Raw genomic sequence first — 18,031 nt, forward strand, 5'->3', positions numbered from 1 at the left:
CCCTCCGCGTCCTCATGCCGTCCTCCGGCCGCGGTACAGGATGTGGACGAAGGCGGGAACACCGATCAACGAGGTCACCACGCCGACCGGAAGCTCCTGCGGGTCCAGGACGGTCCGCGCCACGGTGTCGGCCCACACGAGGAAGATCGCGCCGGCCAGCGCCGAGACGGGCAGGAGCCGGCGGTGGCCGGGGCCGACGATCGCCCGGGCCGCGTGGGGCAGGACGAGGCCGACGAAACCGATCGCGCCGACCACGCTCACCAGCGCCGCGGTCATGAGGGCGGTCACCCCCAGCAGCGCCAGGCGTGTTCGGGCGACGTGGATCCCCAGCGAGCCGGCGGCGTCCTGGCCGAAGACGAGCGCGTCTAAAGCGGGGGCCCGTCCCAGGCACGCCGGCAACGCCAGGAGCAGCACCAGCAGGCAGGGCCACACATCGGGCCAGGACGCCCCGCTCAACGAGCCCAGCAACCAGAACAGCACGCCCCGGGTCTGTTCCGGATCGGCCGAGGACATGACGACGAGAGAGGTCAGCGCCGAGAACAACTGCATCGTGGCGACGCCGGACAGCACCACGCGGTCGGTCGTTCCCCCCGACAGGTGCCCCAGGCCCAAGACGAGGGCGAAGGAGCAGGCCGCGCCGAGGAACGCCCCGGTGGACAGGGACAGCGCGCCCCCGCCCACGCCCAGCACGACGACCAGCACCGCGCCGGTGGAGGCTCCAGAGGAGACCCCCAGGACGAACGGGTCCGCGAGCGGGTTGCGCAGCAGCGACTGCATCACCACCCCGCACAGGGCCAGTCCGGCGCCGCACACCGCCGCGAGCAGGGTGCGGGGCAGCCGCAGGTCCCACACGATGCCCTCACGGATCGCGCTGAGCCCCGAGTCGGCTCCGCCCAGGCGTGAGACGGTCACCGCCGCGACCTCGCCCACGGAGATCCCCGCGGGGCCGATCGTGATCGCGACCGCGACGGAGGCCACCAGCAGGGCGCAGCCGGCCGGCCACAGCAGGAGGGGGCGCGCCGCGAAAAGCCCTCTCACGAACGTCGGGGGCCGGCCAGACCCAGCTCGCGCAGCCCGGCGGCGACCTGTTCGATCCCCTCGACGGTGCGGATCGACGGGTTCATGGCGGCACCGCTGACGAGGATGAATCGGTCGTTCTCGACGGCGTCCATGTGGCGGGTGACCGGAGTGGACTTCAGGAAGTCGATCTTGGCCGCACCGGACTCGGCCGTCTGGCTGTCCCGGGTCAGGTCGCCGAGCACGAGAACGTCGGGGTCGCGGTCGGCGATGGTCTCCCAGTTGACCTGGGGCCACTCGTCGTGGGTGTCGTCGAAGGCGTTCTCCGCGCCGACGGCTTCGGTGATGATGCCCGGCGCCCCACAGCATCCCGCCAGGTAGGGCGCCTCGGAGTTGGCGAACCAGAAGAGCACGGTGGTGCCGGAGGCGTCGACGTCACGGGTGGCGGCGTCCACACGGGAGGAGAGGTCGGCGACCAGCTCCTCGCCGCGCTCCTGGACTCCGAAGATCCTCGCGAGGTCGCGCACCTCACCGTAGACGTCCTGCATCGTCAACGGCTCCGCGCGGGAACCGTCGCCCCTGTCGAAGGAGGACTTGGCGCAGTCGGCCGGGGAGAGGTAGGTCGCCACCCCGAGCCGCTCGAAGTCGTCGCGGGTGGCGACGCCGCCTTCGCCCAGGGTCGAGACGAACGACGCGGAGACGAAGTCGGGCTCCGCGTCCAGGACCCGTTCGAACGAGGGGGCGTTGTCGGCCAGGCGGGGCACGCCCGCGTTGGCCTGCTCCAGCCCTTCGGCGACGGGATCGGTCCAGGTGGCGGTCCCCACCATCCGGTCGGCCAGGCCGAGGGAGAGCAGGATCTCGGTCGACCCCTGGTTGAGCGAGACCGCGCGCTGGGGCGGCTCGGCGACCACCACGTCACGGCCGCAGTTGTGGACCGTCACGGCGGACTCCGGGGCGGCGTGCGTGGTCGGGTCCGCGGAGTCGGCACCGCATCCGGTGGCGGCGCACAGGGCGAGGGAGAGCAGGACGGGGACGAGGGGACGATGGGGGGTCGGCACGGCCGTCCTTTTCGCGTGGGGCCCGGTCGCGGGGCCCGGCGGGCATCCTCCTCCGGTCGGCGGGAGACCAGAGTGCCAGCAGGTCTTCGGACTCGGGTTCGTCCGGCCGGAGCGCCTTCCCAGGATGGTCCCAGTGGCCCGTGCCCCGTCCGTCCCCCTCACCGCTGCGCGTCAGTTCCGGATTCGCACCGGATTCCCTGCCCCGTGCGGGGCGGCTGGCGGCTGCAAGGTATCACAGGCCCCGCGGGCGAAGAGCGGCCGGGAACGCCGAAGGGCCCGGCCTCCCCGTGGCGCGGGGGAGGCCGGGCCCTTCACAGGCCACCGAGACGGGCTCAGTGGGCCTTCACGGACTCCTCCTCGGACGCGGTGGCGCCGTGGTGGAGGTGGTGCCCACTGTGCGGACGGACGCCCTCGAAGGAGACGTTGTCCTTGGTGTACCAGTGGGCCAGACGCGCGCGAAGCCGTCCCTTGGCCCCCCGCCCGCTCGGCGGCTCCACCCCGTTCTCGTCGGTGGAGTCGATGTCGATGCGGGCCGGCGGCTTGCTCTGGAGGACGTGCACGGTGTCCGGGGAGGACTCCTTGTGCACCTCGATGAACTCACCGCTGGGGAGTTGCTGGATGGTGCCGCTCTCGTAGCCGTGCTCCAGGATCTCGCGGTCCCGGCGCTGCAGACCGAGGCAGATGCGCTTGGTCACGATGAACGCGATGATCGGGCCGAGGATGATCGCGATGCGGAAGAACCACGTCGTCGCGTACAGGCTGATGGAGAACGTCTCCGACAGGATGTCGTTGGAGCCGGCCAGCCAGATCAGACCGTAGGCGGTCACACCCGCCGCACCGATGCCGGTGCGGGTCGGGGCGTTGCGCGGACGGTCGGCCACGTTGTGGTGGCGCTTGTCCCCGGTGATCCAGGCCTCGATGAACGGCCACGCCGCCAGGCCGCCGAAGAGCAGGCCCATGCCGCCCAGGCCGGGCAGCAAGACGCCCATCGGCACCGCGTAACCCGCGATGGTGAAGTCGAACCAGTTCGGGAAGATGCGCAGCGCACCCTCCAGGAAGCCCATGTACCAGTCGGGCTGGAGGCCCGAGGTGATGGACGTCGGGGTGAACGGCCCGAACAGGTGGATCGGGTTGATCTGGACGAAGGCCGCCAGCCCGGCGATGACCGCGAAGGTGAAGAAGAAGAACCCACCGGCCTTGACGGCGAACGCCGGGTACATCGGCGTGCCGACGACCTTCTTCTCGGTCCGTCCGGTTCCCGGGTACTGGGTGTGCTTCTGGTGCCACAGGATCATGAAGTGCGCCACGATCAGCGCCAGCAGGATGCCCGGGATCACCAGGATGTGCAGCGTGTACAGCCGGGGGATGATGGCCTCGCCGGGGAACTCCCCACCGAACATGAACATCATCAGGTAGGTGCCGATGACCGGGATGGCCAGCAGCACGCCCTGGAAGATGCGCACGCCCATGCCGGAGGGCAGGTCGTCGGGCAGCGAGTAGCCGAACAGGCCCTCGACGATCGCCAGCGTGAAGATGGCGACACCGATGAGCCAGTTGATCTCGCGCGGCTTGCGGAACGCGCCGGTGAAGAACACCCGCAGCATGTGGATGACCAGCGAGGCCACGAAGATCAGCGCGGCCCAGTGGTGCACCTGGCGGATGAACAGGCCGCCACGGACGTCGAAGGTGATGTGGAGCGTCGAGGCGTAGGCCTCGCTCATCCCCACGCCCCTCAGCCGTTCGTAGGAGCCGTCGTAGACCACGTGACCCATGCTGGGGTTGAACCACAGCGTCAGGAAGACACCCGTCACCAACAGGATGATGAACGAGTAGAGCGCGATCTCGCCCAGCATGAACGACCAGTGGTTCGGGAAGACCTTGCGCAGGTTCTTCTCGCCGGTCTTCGCCAGGTGGAACCGGTCGTCGATGTAGTTGCCGAGGCCGCGCAGCGCCTTGGGGGCAGGAGTAGTGCTCATCTGCTAGTCACCCTTCTCCGCGTCCCAGAACGTCGGGCCGACGGCGCTGGAGAAGTCACCGGCCGCGACGAGGTACCCCTCATCGTCCACCCTAACCGGGAGCTGCGGCAACGCCCGGTGGGCCGGCCCGAAGACGACCTTGGCGCCGTTGGCGGCGTCGAACGTCGACTGGTGGCACGGGCACAGGATCCGGTGCGACGTCTGCTCGTAGAGGGCCGCGGGGCAACCCACGTGGGTGCAGATCTTGGAGTACGCGACGATCCCGTCGTGGGTCCAGTCGAGCTGCTGCTGGGTCATCTCGTCGCTGAAGTCGGCCGGGTCCATCTTGATGAGCAGGACCACGGTCTTGGCCTGGTCGTTCAGGCTGAGCCCGTGCTCGGGGTCATGCGACTCGGGCAGCGCGGTGACCATGCCGCCGACCTCGTCGAGGTCGGACGCGCGGATGAGGCGGTCGGTGCCCTCGACCACCATCCGCATGCCGTCCTCCCACATCGTGTGCTTCAGCTTGTCACCGGGCAGCGGCCCGGTGTCGCGCAGCAGCACGATGGGGGCCAGGCCCAGCGGGACCATGGCCAGCAGGAGGGTACGGCGCATCAGCGGACGCTTGGTGAAACCGCTCTCATGCGCGCCCTGCATGAAGAAGTCGCTGAACGAGCCCTTCTCCTCGGGGGAGGAGGGCAGCTCGTCGTAGGGCGAGGACACCTCGTAGTGCGGCATCACCCGGCGGGCCCACACCGTCATACCGGCGCCGATGGCGAACAGCGCCAGGGCGATCGTGCCGCCCATGAGCATGTTCGCGTACTGCGCGGTCTGCGGGTCGGCGATCGCCGGCTCGCCCTCGGCGTTCGGCGGGAACGAGAAGTAGCTGACGAAGAAGCCGATGCCGGCGAGGAACGCCACGAGGAACCACAGCGCGGCGAGCTTCTCGCCCTTGCGCTGCATCTCCTCGGGGCGCGGGTGCGTCTCCACGGCGGGGTAGGGCCCCTCGTGCCGCCGCTCATGGGCGGTCGCCGTGGCGCCGGCGAGGGATTCGCCGGCGGGCGAGGGGGTGCCGATGACCCGGTCGGGTCCTTCGGCACCGGCCCCGCTGTCGTGGTTGGTGTTGTTATCAGTCATGTGCTCGCTGCTTCGCGGTGATCCAGATGGCGCACGCCACGATCAGGCTCATGCCGACGGTCCAGCCGATGAAGCCTTCGGCGACCTGGCCGATGCGGTCGAGCGAGAAGACGCCGCCGGCGTCCGGTTCGGCCTGCAGGTCCTTCACGAACTTGATCAGGGACTGCTTCTCTTCCTCGGTGATGGTGGTGTCGTTGAACACCGGCATCGCACCGGGACCGGTGATCATGGCCTCGTAGATCTCGCGCGGGGTCGCCTCGTGGATCTCCGGGGCCCAACGCCCGTCGGTCAGGGCGCCGCCGGCACCGGACCAGCTGTGGCAGTGCGCGCAGTTGGTCATGTACAGCTTCATGCCGGCCTCGGTGTCACCACCGGCGATGTACTGCTCGTAGGCCGCCTCGTACTGCTCCTTGGCGGCCTTGTACTCGCTCTCGTCCTCGAAGTCCGAGCGCTGCGGAGCCAGCCCGGGGGCCTGCTCCGGGATGGCCGGGCCGCCGCCGAACTCCTGGTCGACGTAGGCGGCCAGGTCGAGGATCTCCTGCTCGGTGTAGACCGGGTCGCGGCGGGGCATCTGCACGTCCGGGTTCATGGACGGCATACGGCCCGTGCTGACCTGGAAGTCCACCGCGGCCGCACCCACGCCCGTCAGGTCGGGACCGTTCTCGGTGCCCTTCCCGTCGAGCCCGTGGCAGCTGGCGCAGCTCTGGACGAAGATCTGCTTGCCGTTGCTGATGTCGACCGGGGCCTCCTCGGAGCCGGCCGCAACGGTCTGCGCCTGAGCCCGATCAGCGTTGGGCGCCACGAAGGCGTAGCCCACGCCGAAGAAGGCGAGCGCGATTATGACGACGACATACCCCGCAAGGGGATGCCGTCGCCGCGCGGTAATCCATTTCACGGTTTCCCCGTTCGGGTTACTGGATGAAGTAGATGGATGCGAACAAAGCGATCCAGACCACGTCAACGAAGTGCCAGTAGTAAGACACGACGATGGCGCTGGTCGCCTGCTGGTGAGTGAAGCGCTTCGCGGCGTACGTGCGTCCCAGCATGATCAGGAACGCGATCAGACCACCGATCACGTGGAGCCCGTGGAAGCCCGTGGTGAGGTAGAACATCGAACCGTAGGCACTGGACTGCAGGGTCAGGCCCTCGTGCACGATCAGCTCGTAGTACTCGTACGCCTGGCCGAGCACGAAGATCAGGCCCATGGCGAACGTGATGAAGAACCACTTACGGAGCTTCTTGACGTCACCGCGCTCGGCGGCCCAGACGCCGGCCTGCGCGGTGAAGCTCGAGGCCACCAGGATGACGGTGATGGACAGGGCCCACGGCACGTTCAGGTGAACGTCGGGCCAGGCGCCCAGTTCCGGGTTTCCCTTGGTCACCGATCGGATGGTGAAGTACATCGCGAACAGCGCCGCAAAGAACATGAGCTCGTTGGCCAACCAAACGATGGTGCCAACGCTCACCAGGTCAGGTCGCTTCGCCGCACCATGATGTGCTGGTGTCGGTCCTGTTTCTTGGTTCGCGGTTGCTGTCGCCACGTCTGCATTATTGCGGCATCTGACGAGGGGTGTTGCACGACCCCCCGTATCGGGTGAGATAGGTCGTGATCACGAGGCCAGAGGTGGCTGTGCGCCCCTGGGGCCGTCGTGACATCCCCGTGACCAGTGGGAACGAGACGTGGCGGGGACATCCGGGCGGAAGGGGGCCCGCCGAACCCCCATTGATACGGAGGTCGAGCGGCCCCGACCGCCTCGTGTCGGGCCGTCGGTCCGCAGCGAGGGTATCAGGAAGGTCTCGGCAACGCCCATGGCGATGCGGCCGGAACGGACGTCCTGATACGGCCGGCGTCCCACGGGTTCGCGGGCTCCCGTCGTGTCGAACGTCTCAAGGCAATAGGCTCGGTGCCGTGTGCACCCGACCGCGTGCGTTCGAGGGCGGGTGTGGGAGTGGCCGTGGCGGGGTAACACGTGGGCGCCGGAGAGGGCGTGTGGCGCCCGCGCGCCGCCTGATCGGCCGGGACAACGAAGTCATGGCCCAGCGGCGGCGGCCGACGCCGGACGCGGTGGCCGAACAATAAGGACGGTTCCCATGGCGAACAGCGGCACCGAGACCGCCGAACACACCCCCACGATGCGCGTCCTCATCTATAGCGATGACGCCGGCGTCCGCGAACAGGTACGCCTGGCCATCGGCCGTCGTCCCGCCGCGGACGTGCCCAAGGTCGAGTTCGTCGAGTGCGCCACCGCGCCGGTGGTGCTCAAGCGGCTGGAGGACTCCGCCATCGACGTCGCGATCCTCGACGGCGAGGCCCGGCCCGCCGGCGGCATGGGCCTGTGCCGGCAGGCCAAGGACGAGATCTACCGTTGCCCACCGGTGCTGCTGCTCATCGGCCGCCGCGACGACCGCTGGCTGGGGGCCTGGTCGCGTGCCGACCGTGTGCTCGCCCACCCGATCGACCCCGTGGCGCTGGCCGGAACGCTGGCCGAGATGCTGCGCGAGCGCGCCCGCAAGTCGGTCGTCGCCGGCTGACGATGCGCGCCGCCCGGGCGCTTCGGCCCGGGCGGCGCCGCCACGTCACACGACACGCCCCGCCCGTCGCCCAGCGGCGGGCCGTCCCACGGATAATTCTGTAGATGCCCCTCTTCCAAGGTGTCGCCGTGCCCCGGTACGGCGGACGATCCCTCCGGTTCTTCAGCGGTGCCCTCCACCACGGTGCGGACATCGCCCGATGGCGTGCCTGACACGTGCCCGCAGTGAACACCCACGGACCACGACACCTTTGAAGGAACCGTTAGTGAGCATCTCCGAACGCACCTGGCCCCAACTCCTCGACACGCTGCTGGCCGGGAGGTCCCTCGACTCCGACGACACCGCCTGGGCCATGAACGAGATCATGTCCGGCGCCGTGACCGACGCCCAGATCGCGGGATTCGCCATCGCGCTGCGCGCCAAGGGCGAGACCGTCGAGGAGGTCACCGGTCTCGCCCAGGGAATGCTGGACAACGCCGTGCCCATCACCGTCCCGGGACCCACCCTGGACATCGTCGGCACCGGAGGGGACCGGGCGCACACGGTCAACGTCTCCACCATGGCCGCGATCGTCACCGCGGCCATGGGGGTGCGCGTGGTCAAGCACGGCAACCGCGCCGCCTCGTCCTCGTGTGGAACGGCCGACGTGCTCGAACGCCTCGGCGTCGTCATCGACCTGTCCCCCCGGCACACGGTCGACGTCGTCGAGGAGGTCGGGATCACCTTCTGCTTCGCGCCGCTGTTCCACCCCTCGCTGCGCTACGCGGCCAAGCCGCGGCGCGAACTGGGGACCCCCACCGTCTTCAACTTCCTGGGCCCGCTGACCAACCCGGCGCGCCCGACCGCCGCGGCGATCGGGGTGTTCGATCCCCGCATGGCCGGGGTCATCGCCGGGGTGTTCGCCCGGCGCGGCGTCTCCGCGCTGGTCTTCCGCGGCGACGACGGCCTGGACGAACTGACCACGACCACCACCTCCGCGGTGTGGGTGGTCCGTGACGGGGAGGTGCGCGAGGAGCGGCTCGACCCGGCCGCCCTCGGCATCGAACGGGCCGAACCGCAGGCGCTGCGCGGGGGGGACGCCGGATTCAACGCCGCCGTCGTGCGCGACCTTGTCGGAGGTAAGACCGGACCCGTGCGCGACGCCGTTCTGCTCAACGCGGCCGGCGCGCTCGTGGCCGCGGAGGGGTTCAGCGGAACCCTGACCGAGGGGATCGGCGCCGCCTACGAGCGCGCGGCCGCCGCGGTCGACAGTGGCGCGGCGCAGGCCACGCTCGACCGTTGGATCAAGGCCAGCCAGGAGCGCGCCGCGCGGAACTAGCCTTCGCCGTCCGTGCCCGGGCGCGCCCCGGGCACGGACCCGACGACTACAGCCCCAGGGAGAACGCGGCCTCCAGGTCGTGCTGGGAGTAGGTGTGGAAGGCGATGTGGGTGTCGGAGGACAGCACGCCGGCCACCTTGTTCACCCGGCCGGGGATGATCTCGGCCAGCTCCTCGTGCCGTCGCACCCGGACGAGGGCGATGAGGTCTATTCCTCCGGTGACCGAGTAGACCTCGCTCACGCCGTCGATCTCGGCGATCGCCTCCGCGACCTCCGGGATGCGGTCGACGTCGGCCTTGATCATGACGATCGCGGTGATCACGTGGAATCCTCCTGGGATCGGTGGTGAGGGTGCGCCGGGTCGCGGCGTCAGTGCACGTCGGAAAGGCGCCATCCGGCGCGCCAGCGGATGCGGTAGACGAGCAGCCCGCCCGCCACACCGGCGACGAAGCCGTAGACGTGCGCGGCGTAGGCGACCCCGGCGTCCTCGCCGGGGAACAGTGACAGGCTGATGTAGAGGAAATATTGCAGCACGAAGTAGGTGGCGACCAGGACCCAGCCCGGCAGCCGCACCGGCAGGACGCCGAAGACCAGGGTGATCACCCGGCTGCGGAACTGGACCACCAGGTAGGCGCCCAGCACGCCGGAGATCGCGCCGGAGGCGCCGACCATCGGCACCTCGATCGCTCCCTCGCTCAGGGCGAACCCGTAGCAGGCCAGGACACCGCAGGCCAGGTACATCCCGAGATAGCGCATCCGGCCCAGCCGGTCCTCGACACACGGGCCGAAGACGAACAGGTAGACCATGTTGCCCAGCAGGTGGAGCGTGCCCCCGTGCAGGAACATCGACGTCACCGCCGATATCCAGGGGATCTTGGCCACCTCGGTGGGCGGGCAGCCGGGGGTCTGCGTGAGCCCCGCCGCGCCCAGCGCGTCGCCGGTCAGCAGCTCGGCCGGGATCGCCGCCCAGCGCAGCAGATACAACTCCTGGGCGCAGGCCCGTACCATCCCGTCGGCCGCGCCGTACCACGTCGCCACCAGTGAGGAGGGGGACAGGAGGTAGACCGCGACGTTGACCGCGATCAGCAGGTAGGTGACGACGGGGACGCGCCGGACCGGATAGTCGTCACTGAGCGGGATGCCTGCCATGGCCCCAGTCTGTCAGGTCCCGGTATTTCTCCGCTCCATCGACCGGGCAGCTCCACGTGCCCTCGATCTCGGCCAACCGCAGACCAGGGGATTCGAGCCAGCGCAGCAGACACTCCATCTCCTCGGGCGTGGCGCGCGGCGCCGGGCCGGGGCCCGGCTCCACGGTTTCGGCGGTCGCCACGAGGGCGGAGAGGAAGGGCGCGGGACGCTCCCCCCGGCCCATCAGCGCCGATCCCGCGAGCCGGCCGTGTCGGATCACCGCCAGTTCCCACCCGGCGGGGGTGGGGCGGCCGGCCACCAGGTGGGAGCAGCCGGCCAGCGCGGCCAACCGCTGCCGGCGGATCGAGGCCCGTAGGAACGCGGCCAGGCGGTCGCGGTGGGCCGCCGCCTCCTCATAGCGAAGCTCCCGCGACAGCTCCTCGATCCGCTGCCGCAGCCGGGTGACCACGCGGCCCGGTTCATCCGTCATCGCCGCGGTCACCGCGGCCACGTGCGCGGCGTAGTCGTCGACGCTCTCCCGTCCCTCGCACGGGGCGCCGCAGCGCCCCATCCCGGCCAGCGCGCACGCGGCCACGGTGGGGGAGCGGCGCAGACGGTGGTTGCAGCGCCGGATCGGGGCGGTCTCCTCAAGGGCCTCGCGGGCGAGCTGCGCCTCGCGCGCGCTACGGAACGGTCCGAGGTAGGGGGCGCCGTCCTCGGCCAGGTCGCGCACCACCGACAGGCGCGGATAGGGCTCGCGGGTCAGTTTGAGCCAGACCAGCCGTTCCTGGTGGCGGGAACGGCGGTTGTAGGGAGGGTGGCGTTCGCAGATCAGCCGCAATTCGCGGACCTCGGCCTCCAAGGGGGTCGCGCACACGATCGGCCTGACCCGCTCGGCCAGCCCGACCATCTCCCTGATCCTGCGGCGGGTCTCGGCCGCGGTGAAGTAGGAGCGCACCCGCCGGCGCAGGTTGCCGCTCTTGCCGATGTAGAGCGCGTCGCCGCGCGCGTCCTCGAAGACGTAGACGCCGGGGGACTCGGGCAGGTCGTCGGCGAGGTGCCGCTTGCCGCGCTGGACCGAGGTCGGGGCGCTGCGAAACGCCCGCAGTTCCTCAAGCGTGTCCACTCCGAAGGCGCCGAGCCGTTCCAAGAGGCCGTGCAGCACGCCCACCGTCGCCCTGGCGTCGTCGAGCGCCCGGTGGGTCGGGCGGTCGGGCACCCCGAGGAAGCCGGCGAGGGTGGCGAGCTTGTGGTTGCCGACCTCGCCGCGGGGGATCAGCCGCCGGGCCAACGGCACGGTGTCCACGACCGTGGGAGCCGGCCAGGGCAGACCGTGGTCGGCGCAGACGGCCTTGAGGAAACCCACGTCGAAGGGGGCGTTGTGGGCGACCAGGACGGCGCCCCGGTCCAGTTCGGCGAACTCCAGGAAACCGGGGAGGACGGCGTCGACCGGCGGGGCGGTGGCGACCATCGCCTGGGTGATGCCCGTCAGCAGGGTGATGAACGGGGGGATCGGCACGCCGGGGTTGACGAGGGTGCCGAATTCGCCGAGGACCTCGCCCCCGCGGACCTTCACCGCGCCGATCTCGGTGATGCCGGCGCCGCTGGACCGCGCCCCCGTCGTCTCCAGGTCCACGACCACGAAGGTCGTGGCCGACAGGGGTGTCCCCAGGTCCTCCAGCGACGTCTGGACCGAGTGCTGCTGTTGTGCCACCTCGTCAGGGTAGGCGCAGGTGGTGACGGGAAGGGACCGTGGTGGAGGTGGTGCGTGCCGGCGGAAGGCGGGGCCGCGATGGGGGCGGGGTTCCTGCACCTTGTGGGGGACTGGGGGGAACTATCCCCCGACATGGAAAGATGGACCGGACCAGCAACGGCCGGCCGGAGGAACCGGTGCGGGCCGCCCTCCACGTGGAGGGGATCGGGGATCGAAGTCGAGGAGTGACAAGGCCGTGAGCACGACGATGCCGACCGACGCCCAGCGGTGGCGGTGCACCCAATGCGGGAACCTGACCCGGTTCGACGTGACCCGCACCGTCCGTTCGCGGGACTACCTGCACTTCGACCTGTCCGGTGACAGCCGCTTCGAGGAGAGCGAGACGCTGAGCGAGACGGTCGAGCAGGTCCGGTGCCGTTGGTGCAACGCGGTCGACTCCGTCGAGGTCGTCGACCGTCCGGCGGGCGAGACCGTTGCGGCGGAAGGCCCCGTGGGGCGGGCATGAGCACCGACTCCGACGGGACGGCGGGCGCCGAACCGGAGGACGTCGGGACGTCCGCGCCGGAGCAGTCCTCCCACGCCTCCGGCAACGGCGGGGTACCTCTCGTGCTCCCGGAGAGCGTGCGGACCCGCGTCATCGACTACGGGTCCGACGTTCTCGGCGGGCTGCCGATCACCGATCTCCCCCCGGTGCTGCGTAGAGTCGCCAAGTTCGAGCCGCGCAGACGGGCCCGGCTCGCCGGCCCGCAGATCGCCGCCCAGTTGGAGACGGACGCGACGTTTCGTGGACGGGTCGCCGAACGCATGGAGGCGGTCTGGCCCGAGCTGACCGAAGGGCTGCGCAAGGGGGTGGTGCCCCCCGCCGCCGATCCGGTGACGGTCGCCGCGGCCGCCTATCTCATCCGCCCTGACGGCTGGGTCGACGTCGTCAACCGGGTCAACAGCGAGTTGGAGCGGCGAGCCAGCGCCAAGGAGGCCGACGAGGCGGCCGAGACCATCGCCGAGCTCCGCCGTCAGATCGGCGAGCTCAAGGACGAACACCGTGACGAGGTGATCCGGCTCCGCGCCGAACTACGGGAGCAGCGCGGCGAGATCGCCGAGTTGCGCCGGCGGATCCACGCCGAGCGACAGCGGGCCAAGGAGGCGATCGGCCGCGCCGAGCAGGCGATCGCCGAGGCCGCGGACCGTAGCGGCAACGCCGCGGGACAGGTCAGCGCGGTGGAAGCGGAGAACCGGCGGCTGCGCAACCGGCTGGCCGCCGCCGAGGCCCAGGTGGACAACGCCCGCCGCGCCGCCCGCGCGGGGCGCAGCGCCGAAGAGGCGCGGCTGCGGGTCCTCGTCGACGTGCTGCTGGACGCGGCGCACGGGCTGCGTCGCGAACTGGCGCTGCCCACGTCCATCGAGAGCCCGGCGGACCTGGTGGCCGGCGGGGCGCGCGGGCGGACCCCCATGACGGGAGGGCTGCCCACGGACGATCCCGCCCTGATCGACCAGCTGCTCACCATGCCGCGCGTCCATCTCCTGGTCGACGGCTACAACGTCACCAAGACGGGCTATGGCACGCTCCCCCTGGCCGATCAGCGCACCCGGCTGATGGCCGGCCTCGAGGGGTTGGCGAGCCGTACCAAGGCCGAGATCACGTGCGTCTTCGACGGGGCGGAGGTCGACCTCCCGCCCGTGCAGTCCGGCCAGCGACGGGTGCGCCTGTTGTTCAGCGAGCCGGGGGAGACCGCCGACGAGCTGATCATCCGGCTCGTCCGGGCCGAACCCTCGGGACGGCCCTTGGCGGTGGTCACCTCCGACCGGGAGATCGTGTCCGCGGTCCGGCGCGAGGGGGCCCACGCGGTGCCCTCGGCGCTGCTGCTGCGCCGCCTGGACCCCTCGGCTTGAGAGGCCCGGCCGCGCGGGAGCACGCGGTGTGGGCGGGGTGGCGGGCGCCGGCAGGTCACGATTGCAGCGTGGTCTTTCGCCTCCTGACGGACACGGATGCGGACATCAGGGCGCCGTCTGACCGAAAGCGGCCAGGTGGGCGGGGTCGGCTCCCGAGGTGGAGGGCTGCGGTGACACCTCTGGGACGACTGTGTCCGCCGTTACAAGTGCCCTGTTGTGGTTGAGCCCGGTGGGGTCGTCCGCTAGGTTCTATCCGGAGCTTGATCGCTTCCGCGCCGCAGTGGCGGACTCGTGGTAGCCCGACCGCGCGCGGGAGGTTCGCCCGATCGTGCGGGAGCACGTGGTCGTGCTGCCGCGTCAACGACCCCCCACGCACGGGACGGCGGTTCCCCCGCCGCCTGGCTCGCGTGCGCCGTGATCGCTGGCGCCGACCCCTCGCCCATCCCCACTCCCGCAGCGGACTTTGATGAAGGAGCGTGTACCGCCCATGACTGACAACGGTGGTCGGCGCACGGCCCGCCGGATCGTCACCGGTCTCGGAGTCGTGGCCGCAGGAAGCATCATCCTGCCGTCCGGCATCGCCCACGCCGAGCCGGAGCAGACGCAGGAGGAGGCCGAGCAGAGGCTCGCGGAACTCCAGGAAGAGGCCGACAGCGTAGTCCAGGACTACAACCAGGCCAAGGAGGACTACGACGCCGCCAAGAAGAAGGTCGACGAGCTCGAGAAGCAGGTCGGCGACGAGGAGGACCGCTACAACGAGCTGCGTGACAAGGTCGCCCAGTTCGCCAGCGCGGCCTACCAGGGAACCGACGTCGGGTCGACGACCAACATCCTGGCCAGCGACGACCCCTCCGACATCCTCGACCAGTCGGCCGACATCGGCTACCTCTCCGAGAGCCAGCAGGCCGAGCTGGAGGAGTTCGCCGGTTCCTCCGAGCGCCTCATCAAGCTGAAGCAGGAGGCCGAGGACGCCCTGAAGGAGGCCGAGGAGCAGAAGGAGGAGGCCGAGGAGAAGAAGGACGAGGTCGAGGAGAAGATCGCCGAGCAGGAGGAGCTGCTCGCGCAGTTCCCCGGCGCCGACCCGACCGACGACGGTTCCGTCGACTCCTCCGGGGGAGCCACCTACACGGGGTCGGCCTCCGGCAGCGCGGCCACCGCTCTCGACTTCGCCTACGCCCAGATCGGCAAGCCCTACGTCTGGGGCGGTGCCGGTCCGGACGGTTTCGACTGCTCGGGTCTGACCATGCGCGCCTGGGGGGCGGCCGGCGTGAGCCTGCCGCGCACCACCTACGGCCAGGCCGAGGTCGGCCAGCGGGTCAGCCGGGACGCTCTTCAGCCGGGCGACCTGCTCTTCTTCAGTGACCTGGGGCACGTCGGCATGTACGTCGGCAACAACCAGATGGTCCACGCCCCGCGTACCGGCAAGAACATCGAGATCACGTCGCTGGCGGGCTACTGGGACGGTCAGTACCAGTTCGCCGTCCGCCCCTAGCGTTCGTCCCGTCGACCGGGACGAGTGAGATTGTTCGCCTCGCCGCCCGGGCCACGGTCTGCCGTGGCCCGGGCGGCGTCGTCGTCAAGGGGACGGGGTGCTCCTTGCAGGAAAAATGGGGCTAACGTAACGAATTGGTTGAGACCAGTCCTGGAGATGCACTAGGGTTCATCGCCGAGTGAGGTCGTCTTCTCGCCATCACCAGGATGGCGGCGGCCACTCCCGCCGAACTCCGCGCTCCACTCGCTAACTCACCCGAGGCGCGGAGACCGAGGGAGCCCAGCCCCCGCGCGACACCCCCGCCCGACCGGGCCGCGCGCCAGGGTGGCTCCCGGGAAACCCCCGCGCCCGTCGGTCAGTCCGCGGCGCCGGACTCCCCACCGAAGCCCCGTGCTCGGCCGGTAGGCGGATGACTGGGAGAAAGGTGTGCCACAACCGTGGATGAACGCCATGATCGTGGCTCTTATCGCCGCCACCTGGCGTCGGTCGGCTTCATCGCCGCCGGCGCCCTGATCCTCACCCCCGCGGTCGCCCACGCCGACCCCACGGCGCAGGACGTGCAGGAGGAGATCGAGCAGCTCGAGCGGGACTTCTCGGCACTCAACGAGGAGTACAACCAGGCCAAGCAGGACCACGACGCCGCGCAGAAGAAGCTCGAGGAGATCCAGGACGACCTCGAGGAGACCGACGAAGGGCTCGCCGCCCTGCGCGATGACGTCCGCATCCTGGCCAGCTCCGCCTACAGCGGCGTGGACTACGGCTCACCCGCCTATCTGCTCGGTTCACAGGGGCCGGAGCAGGTCCTCCGGCAGTCGGCCGACCTCGGCTACCTCTCCAGCAGCCAGCAGGCCAGCCTGGAGCGCTACTCCTCGGAGAAGGACAAGCTCGCCAAACTGGAGGCCGAGGCCCAGCAGATCGAGCAGGAGGCCGCGGACAAGCTCGCCGAGGCCGAGGAGGCCAAGGAGGAGGGCGAGGCGAAGATCGCCGAGCAGGAGGAGCTGCTCGAGCAACTCACGGCCGAAGAGCAGGAGGCGGCCACCGCCAACCTGGGCTCCACCTCGTCGGGCTCGGCGTCCTCTTCATCCTCCTCGTCCTCCGGCGGCGGCGCCTCCTACACGGGTTCGGCCTCCGGTAACGCCCGAGTGGCGCTGGACTTCGCCTACGCCCAGATCGGCAAGCCCTACATCTGGGGCGGCAACGGCCCCGACGGCTACGACTGCTCCGGCCTGACCAAGGCGGCCTGGGCGCAGGCCGGCGTCAGCCTCCCCCGCACCTCACAGGAGCAGTTCCACGCCGGGACCCGGGTCTCCTGGGACCAGCTCCAGCCCGGCGACCTGATGTTCTTCTACGGCTCCTCGCCCACCCACGTCGGCATGTACGCCGGCAACGGCAAGATGGTGCACGCCTCCACCTCGTCCAAGCCCATCGGCGAGGTCACGCTCAACGACTACTACCGCAGCGAGTTCGTCGGCGGCGTGCGTCCCTAGCCGCGGCCGCCTCCCACAGCGGACGACAGGGCCTTCCGGGCCGGGTGCAGGGTTGGATCCGGCGTCCGGAGGGCCCTTCGGCGTCCACGCGCCCCCTCGCCCCGTGGGAACCGGAGCGGGCTGCTCCTAGACTGCCCCCGTGGCCCGAACGCTGATCATCACCAACGACTTCCCGCCCCGCCCCGGTGGAATCCAGGCATTCGTGCACGCGCTGGCGCTGCGCCGGCCGCCCGGTTCCGTGGTGGTCTACTGCTCCTCCCCGGCGCGCCGGCCCGGCGCGCGTGGTTGGCGCGATCCCGAGGCGTTCGACCTGCGCCAGCCCTTCCCGGTCATCCGGGAGCGCACCTCGGTGCTGTTGCCCACCCCGGGCGTGCTGCGCCGGGCCCGTTCCATCGCCCGGCTGGAGGAGTGCGACTCGGTCCTCTTCGGTGCCGCCGCCCCGCTCGGGCTGCTGGCCGGCGGGCTGCGCCGAACCGGAGCGCGGCGCATCGTCGCGCTGACCCACGGACACGAGGCGGGCTGGGCGGCGCTGCCGGGTGGCAGGGAACTGCTGCGGCGGATCGGCGAGCAGACCGACGTCCTGACCTACCTGGGTGAATACACGCGCACCCGGCTGGCCCGCGCGCTCACCCCCGAGGCCGCGGCGCGCATGCGCCATCTGGCGCCGGGCGTGGACGTGGACCGGTTCCGGCGCGGGGCGGGGGGCGCGTGGGTGCGGGAACGGTACGGGCTGGGGAACCGACCGGTCGTGGTGTGCGTGTCGCGGCTGGTGCCCCGCAAGGGGCAGGACACGCTGCTGCGGGCCTGGCCCCGGGTGCTCGCCGAGGTGCCCGAGGCGGCGCTGCTGATCGTGGGGGGCGGCCCTTACCGGTCCCGGCTGGAGCGGTTGGCCCAGGAGCTGGGGGTGGATCGGTCGGTGCGCTTCACCGGGTCGGTTCCCTGGGAGGAGCTTCCCGCCCACTACGACGCCGGCGACGTGTTCGCGATGCCGTGCCGTACCCGCAACGGGGGCCTGGACGTCGAGGGCCTGGGGATCGTCTACCTGGAGGCGTCGGCGACCGGGTTGCCGGTGGTCGCGGGGGACTCGGGTGGGGCCCCGGACGCGGTCGAGGAGGGGGAGACCGGTCACGTGGTCGACGGCACGCGCCCCGGCCCCACCGCGCGCGCTGTGGTCCGGCTGCTGCGCGACCCCTCGGCCGCCAGGGAGATGGGGGAGCGCGGCCGGGCCTGGGTGGAGAAGGAGTGGAGCTGGGACCGGGCCGCGGCCCGGCTGGGGGAACTGCTGGAGAGGTAGGGCGGGGGC

At 70.8% G+C, this 18,031-nt stretch carries 16 protein-coding genes and 1 riboswitch; of the genes, 7 read left to right on the forward strand and 9 right to left on the reverse strand.

Features of this window, described 5'->3' with window-relative positions; genetic code table 11:
• Positions 1 to 12: 12 nt before the first annotated feature.
• The 6 genes from ACYVHU_RS02265 to ctaE form a co-directional block, all read right to left on the reverse strand.
• Positions 13 to 1,038, reverse strand: coding sequence for a FecCD family ABC transporter permease (locus ACYVHU_RS02265; RefSeq protein WP_144389971.1), 1,026 nt, complete (start codon positions 1,036 to 1,038; stop codon positions 13 to 15).
• Positions 1,035 to 2,042, reverse strand: a complete 1,008-nt coding sequence (locus ACYVHU_RS02270; protein WP_455429552.1) for an ABC transporter substrate-binding protein — start codon at positions 2,040 to 2,042, stop codon at positions 1,035 to 1,037. The genes ACYVHU_RS02265 and ACYVHU_RS02270 overlap by 4 nt, the downstream gene beginning before the upstream one ends.
• Before the next feature lie 93 nt (positions 2,043 to 2,135).
• A riboswitch (cobalamin riboswitch) is annotated at positions 2,136 to 2,310 on the reverse strand.
• A 97-nt stretch (positions 2,311 to 2,407) separates the two neighbouring features.
• Positions 2,408 to 4,051, reverse strand: a complete 1,644-nt coding sequence (qcrB, locus tag ACYVHU_RS02275; RefSeq protein ID WP_078760445.1) for a cytochrome bc1 complex cytochrome b subunit — start codon at positions 4,049 to 4,051, stop codon at positions 2,408 to 2,410.
• A gap of 3 nt (positions 4,052 to 4,054) precedes the next feature.
• Positions 4,055 to 5,167 carry a cytochrome bc1 complex Rieske iron-sulfur subunit gene (qcrA, locus tag ACYVHU_RS02280; RefSeq protein ID WP_078760446.1) on the reverse strand — a complete coding sequence of 371 codons (1,113 nt, stop codon included), beginning with the start codon at positions 5,165 to 5,167 and terminating at the stop codon, positions 4,055 to 4,057.
• A complete protein-coding gene (gene qcrC, locus ACYVHU_RS02285) occupies positions 5,160 to 6,062 on the reverse strand; it encodes a cytochrome bc1 complex diheme cytochrome c subunit (RefSeq protein WP_078760447.1) in 903 nt (300 codons plus the stop codon). The genes qcrA and qcrC overlap by 8 nt, the downstream gene beginning before the upstream one ends.
• A gap of 16 nt (positions 6,063 to 6,078) precedes the next feature.
• Positions 6,079 to 6,708 carry an aa3-type cytochrome oxidase subunit III gene (gene ctaE / locus ACYVHU_RS02290; protein WP_078760448.1) on the reverse strand — a complete coding sequence of 210 codons (630 nt, stop codon included), beginning with the start codon at positions 6,706 to 6,708 and terminating at the stop codon, positions 6,079 to 6,081.
• A gap of 550 nt (positions 6,709 to 7,258) precedes the next feature.
• Here ctaE and ACYVHU_RS02295 point away from each other — a divergent pair.
• Positions 7,259 to 7,699, forward strand: coding sequence for a DNA-binding transcriptional response regulator (locus tag ACYVHU_RS02295; RefSeq protein ID WP_078760449.1), 441 nt, complete (start codon positions 7,259 to 7,261; stop codon positions 7,697 to 7,699).
• Between the two features lie 265 nt (positions 7,700 to 7,964).
• Positions 7,965 to 9,017, forward strand: coding sequence for an anthranilate phosphoribosyltransferase (gene trpD, locus ACYVHU_RS02300; protein ID WP_235000763.1), 1,053 nt, complete (start codon positions 7,965 to 7,967; stop codon positions 9,015 to 9,017).
• A 46-nt stretch (positions 9,018 to 9,063) separates the two neighbouring features.
• Here the strand turns inward: trpD and ACYVHU_RS02305 are convergent, their stop codons facing one another.
• The 3 genes from ACYVHU_RS02305 to ACYVHU_RS02315 are packed head-to-tail and all read right to left on the reverse strand — an operon-like array spanning position 9,064 to position 11,859.
• Positions 9,064 to 9,339: an Lrp/AsnC family transcriptional regulator gene (locus ACYVHU_RS02305; protein WP_078760451.1), complete on the reverse strand. Its 276-nt coding sequence runs from the start codon at positions 9,337 to 9,339 to the stop codon at positions 9,064 to 9,066.
• A 47-nt stretch (positions 9,340 to 9,386) separates the two neighbouring features.
• Positions 9,387 to 10,166, reverse strand: coding sequence for a rhomboid family intramembrane serine protease (locus ACYVHU_RS02310; RefSeq protein WP_078760452.1), 780 nt, complete (start codon positions 10,164 to 10,166; stop codon positions 9,387 to 9,389).
• The gene (locus tag ACYVHU_RS02315; RefSeq protein ID WP_078760453.1) at positions 10,144 to 11,859 is read right to left on the reverse strand and encodes a DEDD exonuclease domain-containing protein; all 1,716 of its coding nucleotides are present in this window, start codon (positions 11,857 to 11,859) and stop codon (positions 10,144 to 10,146) included. Before ACYVHU_RS02315 ends, ACYVHU_RS02310 begins: the two co-directional genes overlap by 23 nt.
• A gap of 235 nt (positions 11,860 to 12,094) precedes the next feature.
• Between ACYVHU_RS02315 and ACYVHU_RS02320 the strand changes: the two genes are divergently transcribed.
• From ACYVHU_RS02320 to ACYVHU_RS02340, 5 genes are all read left to right on the forward strand, one after another.
• The gene (locus ACYVHU_RS02320) at positions 12,095 to 12,364 is read left to right on the forward strand and encodes a hypothetical protein (RefSeq protein ID WP_144389973.1); all 270 of its coding nucleotides are present in this window, start codon (positions 12,095 to 12,097) and stop codon (positions 12,362 to 12,364) included.
• Positions 12,361 to 13,749, forward strand: coding sequence for an NYN domain-containing protein (locus ACYVHU_RS02325; protein ID WP_078760454.1), 1,389 nt, complete (start codon positions 12,361 to 12,363; stop codon positions 13,747 to 13,749). The genes ACYVHU_RS02320 and ACYVHU_RS02325 overlap by 4 nt, the downstream gene beginning before the upstream one ends.
• Before the next feature lie 487 nt (positions 13,750 to 14,236).
• A complete protein-coding gene (locus ACYVHU_RS02330) occupies positions 14,237 to 15,241 on the forward strand; it encodes a C40 family peptidase (RefSeq protein ID WP_078760455.1) in 1,005 nt (334 codons plus the stop codon).
• Between the two features lie 437 nt (positions 15,242 to 15,678).
• Positions 15,679 to 16,728 carry a C40 family peptidase gene (locus ACYVHU_RS02335; protein WP_078760456.1) on the forward strand — a complete coding sequence of 350 codons (1,050 nt, stop codon included), beginning with the start codon at positions 15,679 to 15,681 and terminating at the stop codon, positions 16,726 to 16,728.
• 139 nt (positions 16,729 to 16,867) lie between these two features.
• The gene (locus ACYVHU_RS02340) at positions 16,868 to 18,022 is read left to right on the forward strand and encodes a glycosyltransferase family 4 protein (protein ID WP_432935985.1); all 1,155 of its coding nucleotides are present in this window, start codon (positions 16,868 to 16,870) and stop codon (positions 18,020 to 18,022) included.
• Positions 18,023 to 18,031 lie beyond the last annotated feature (9 nt).

This window comes from Marinactinospora endophytica, assembly GCF_054780875.1.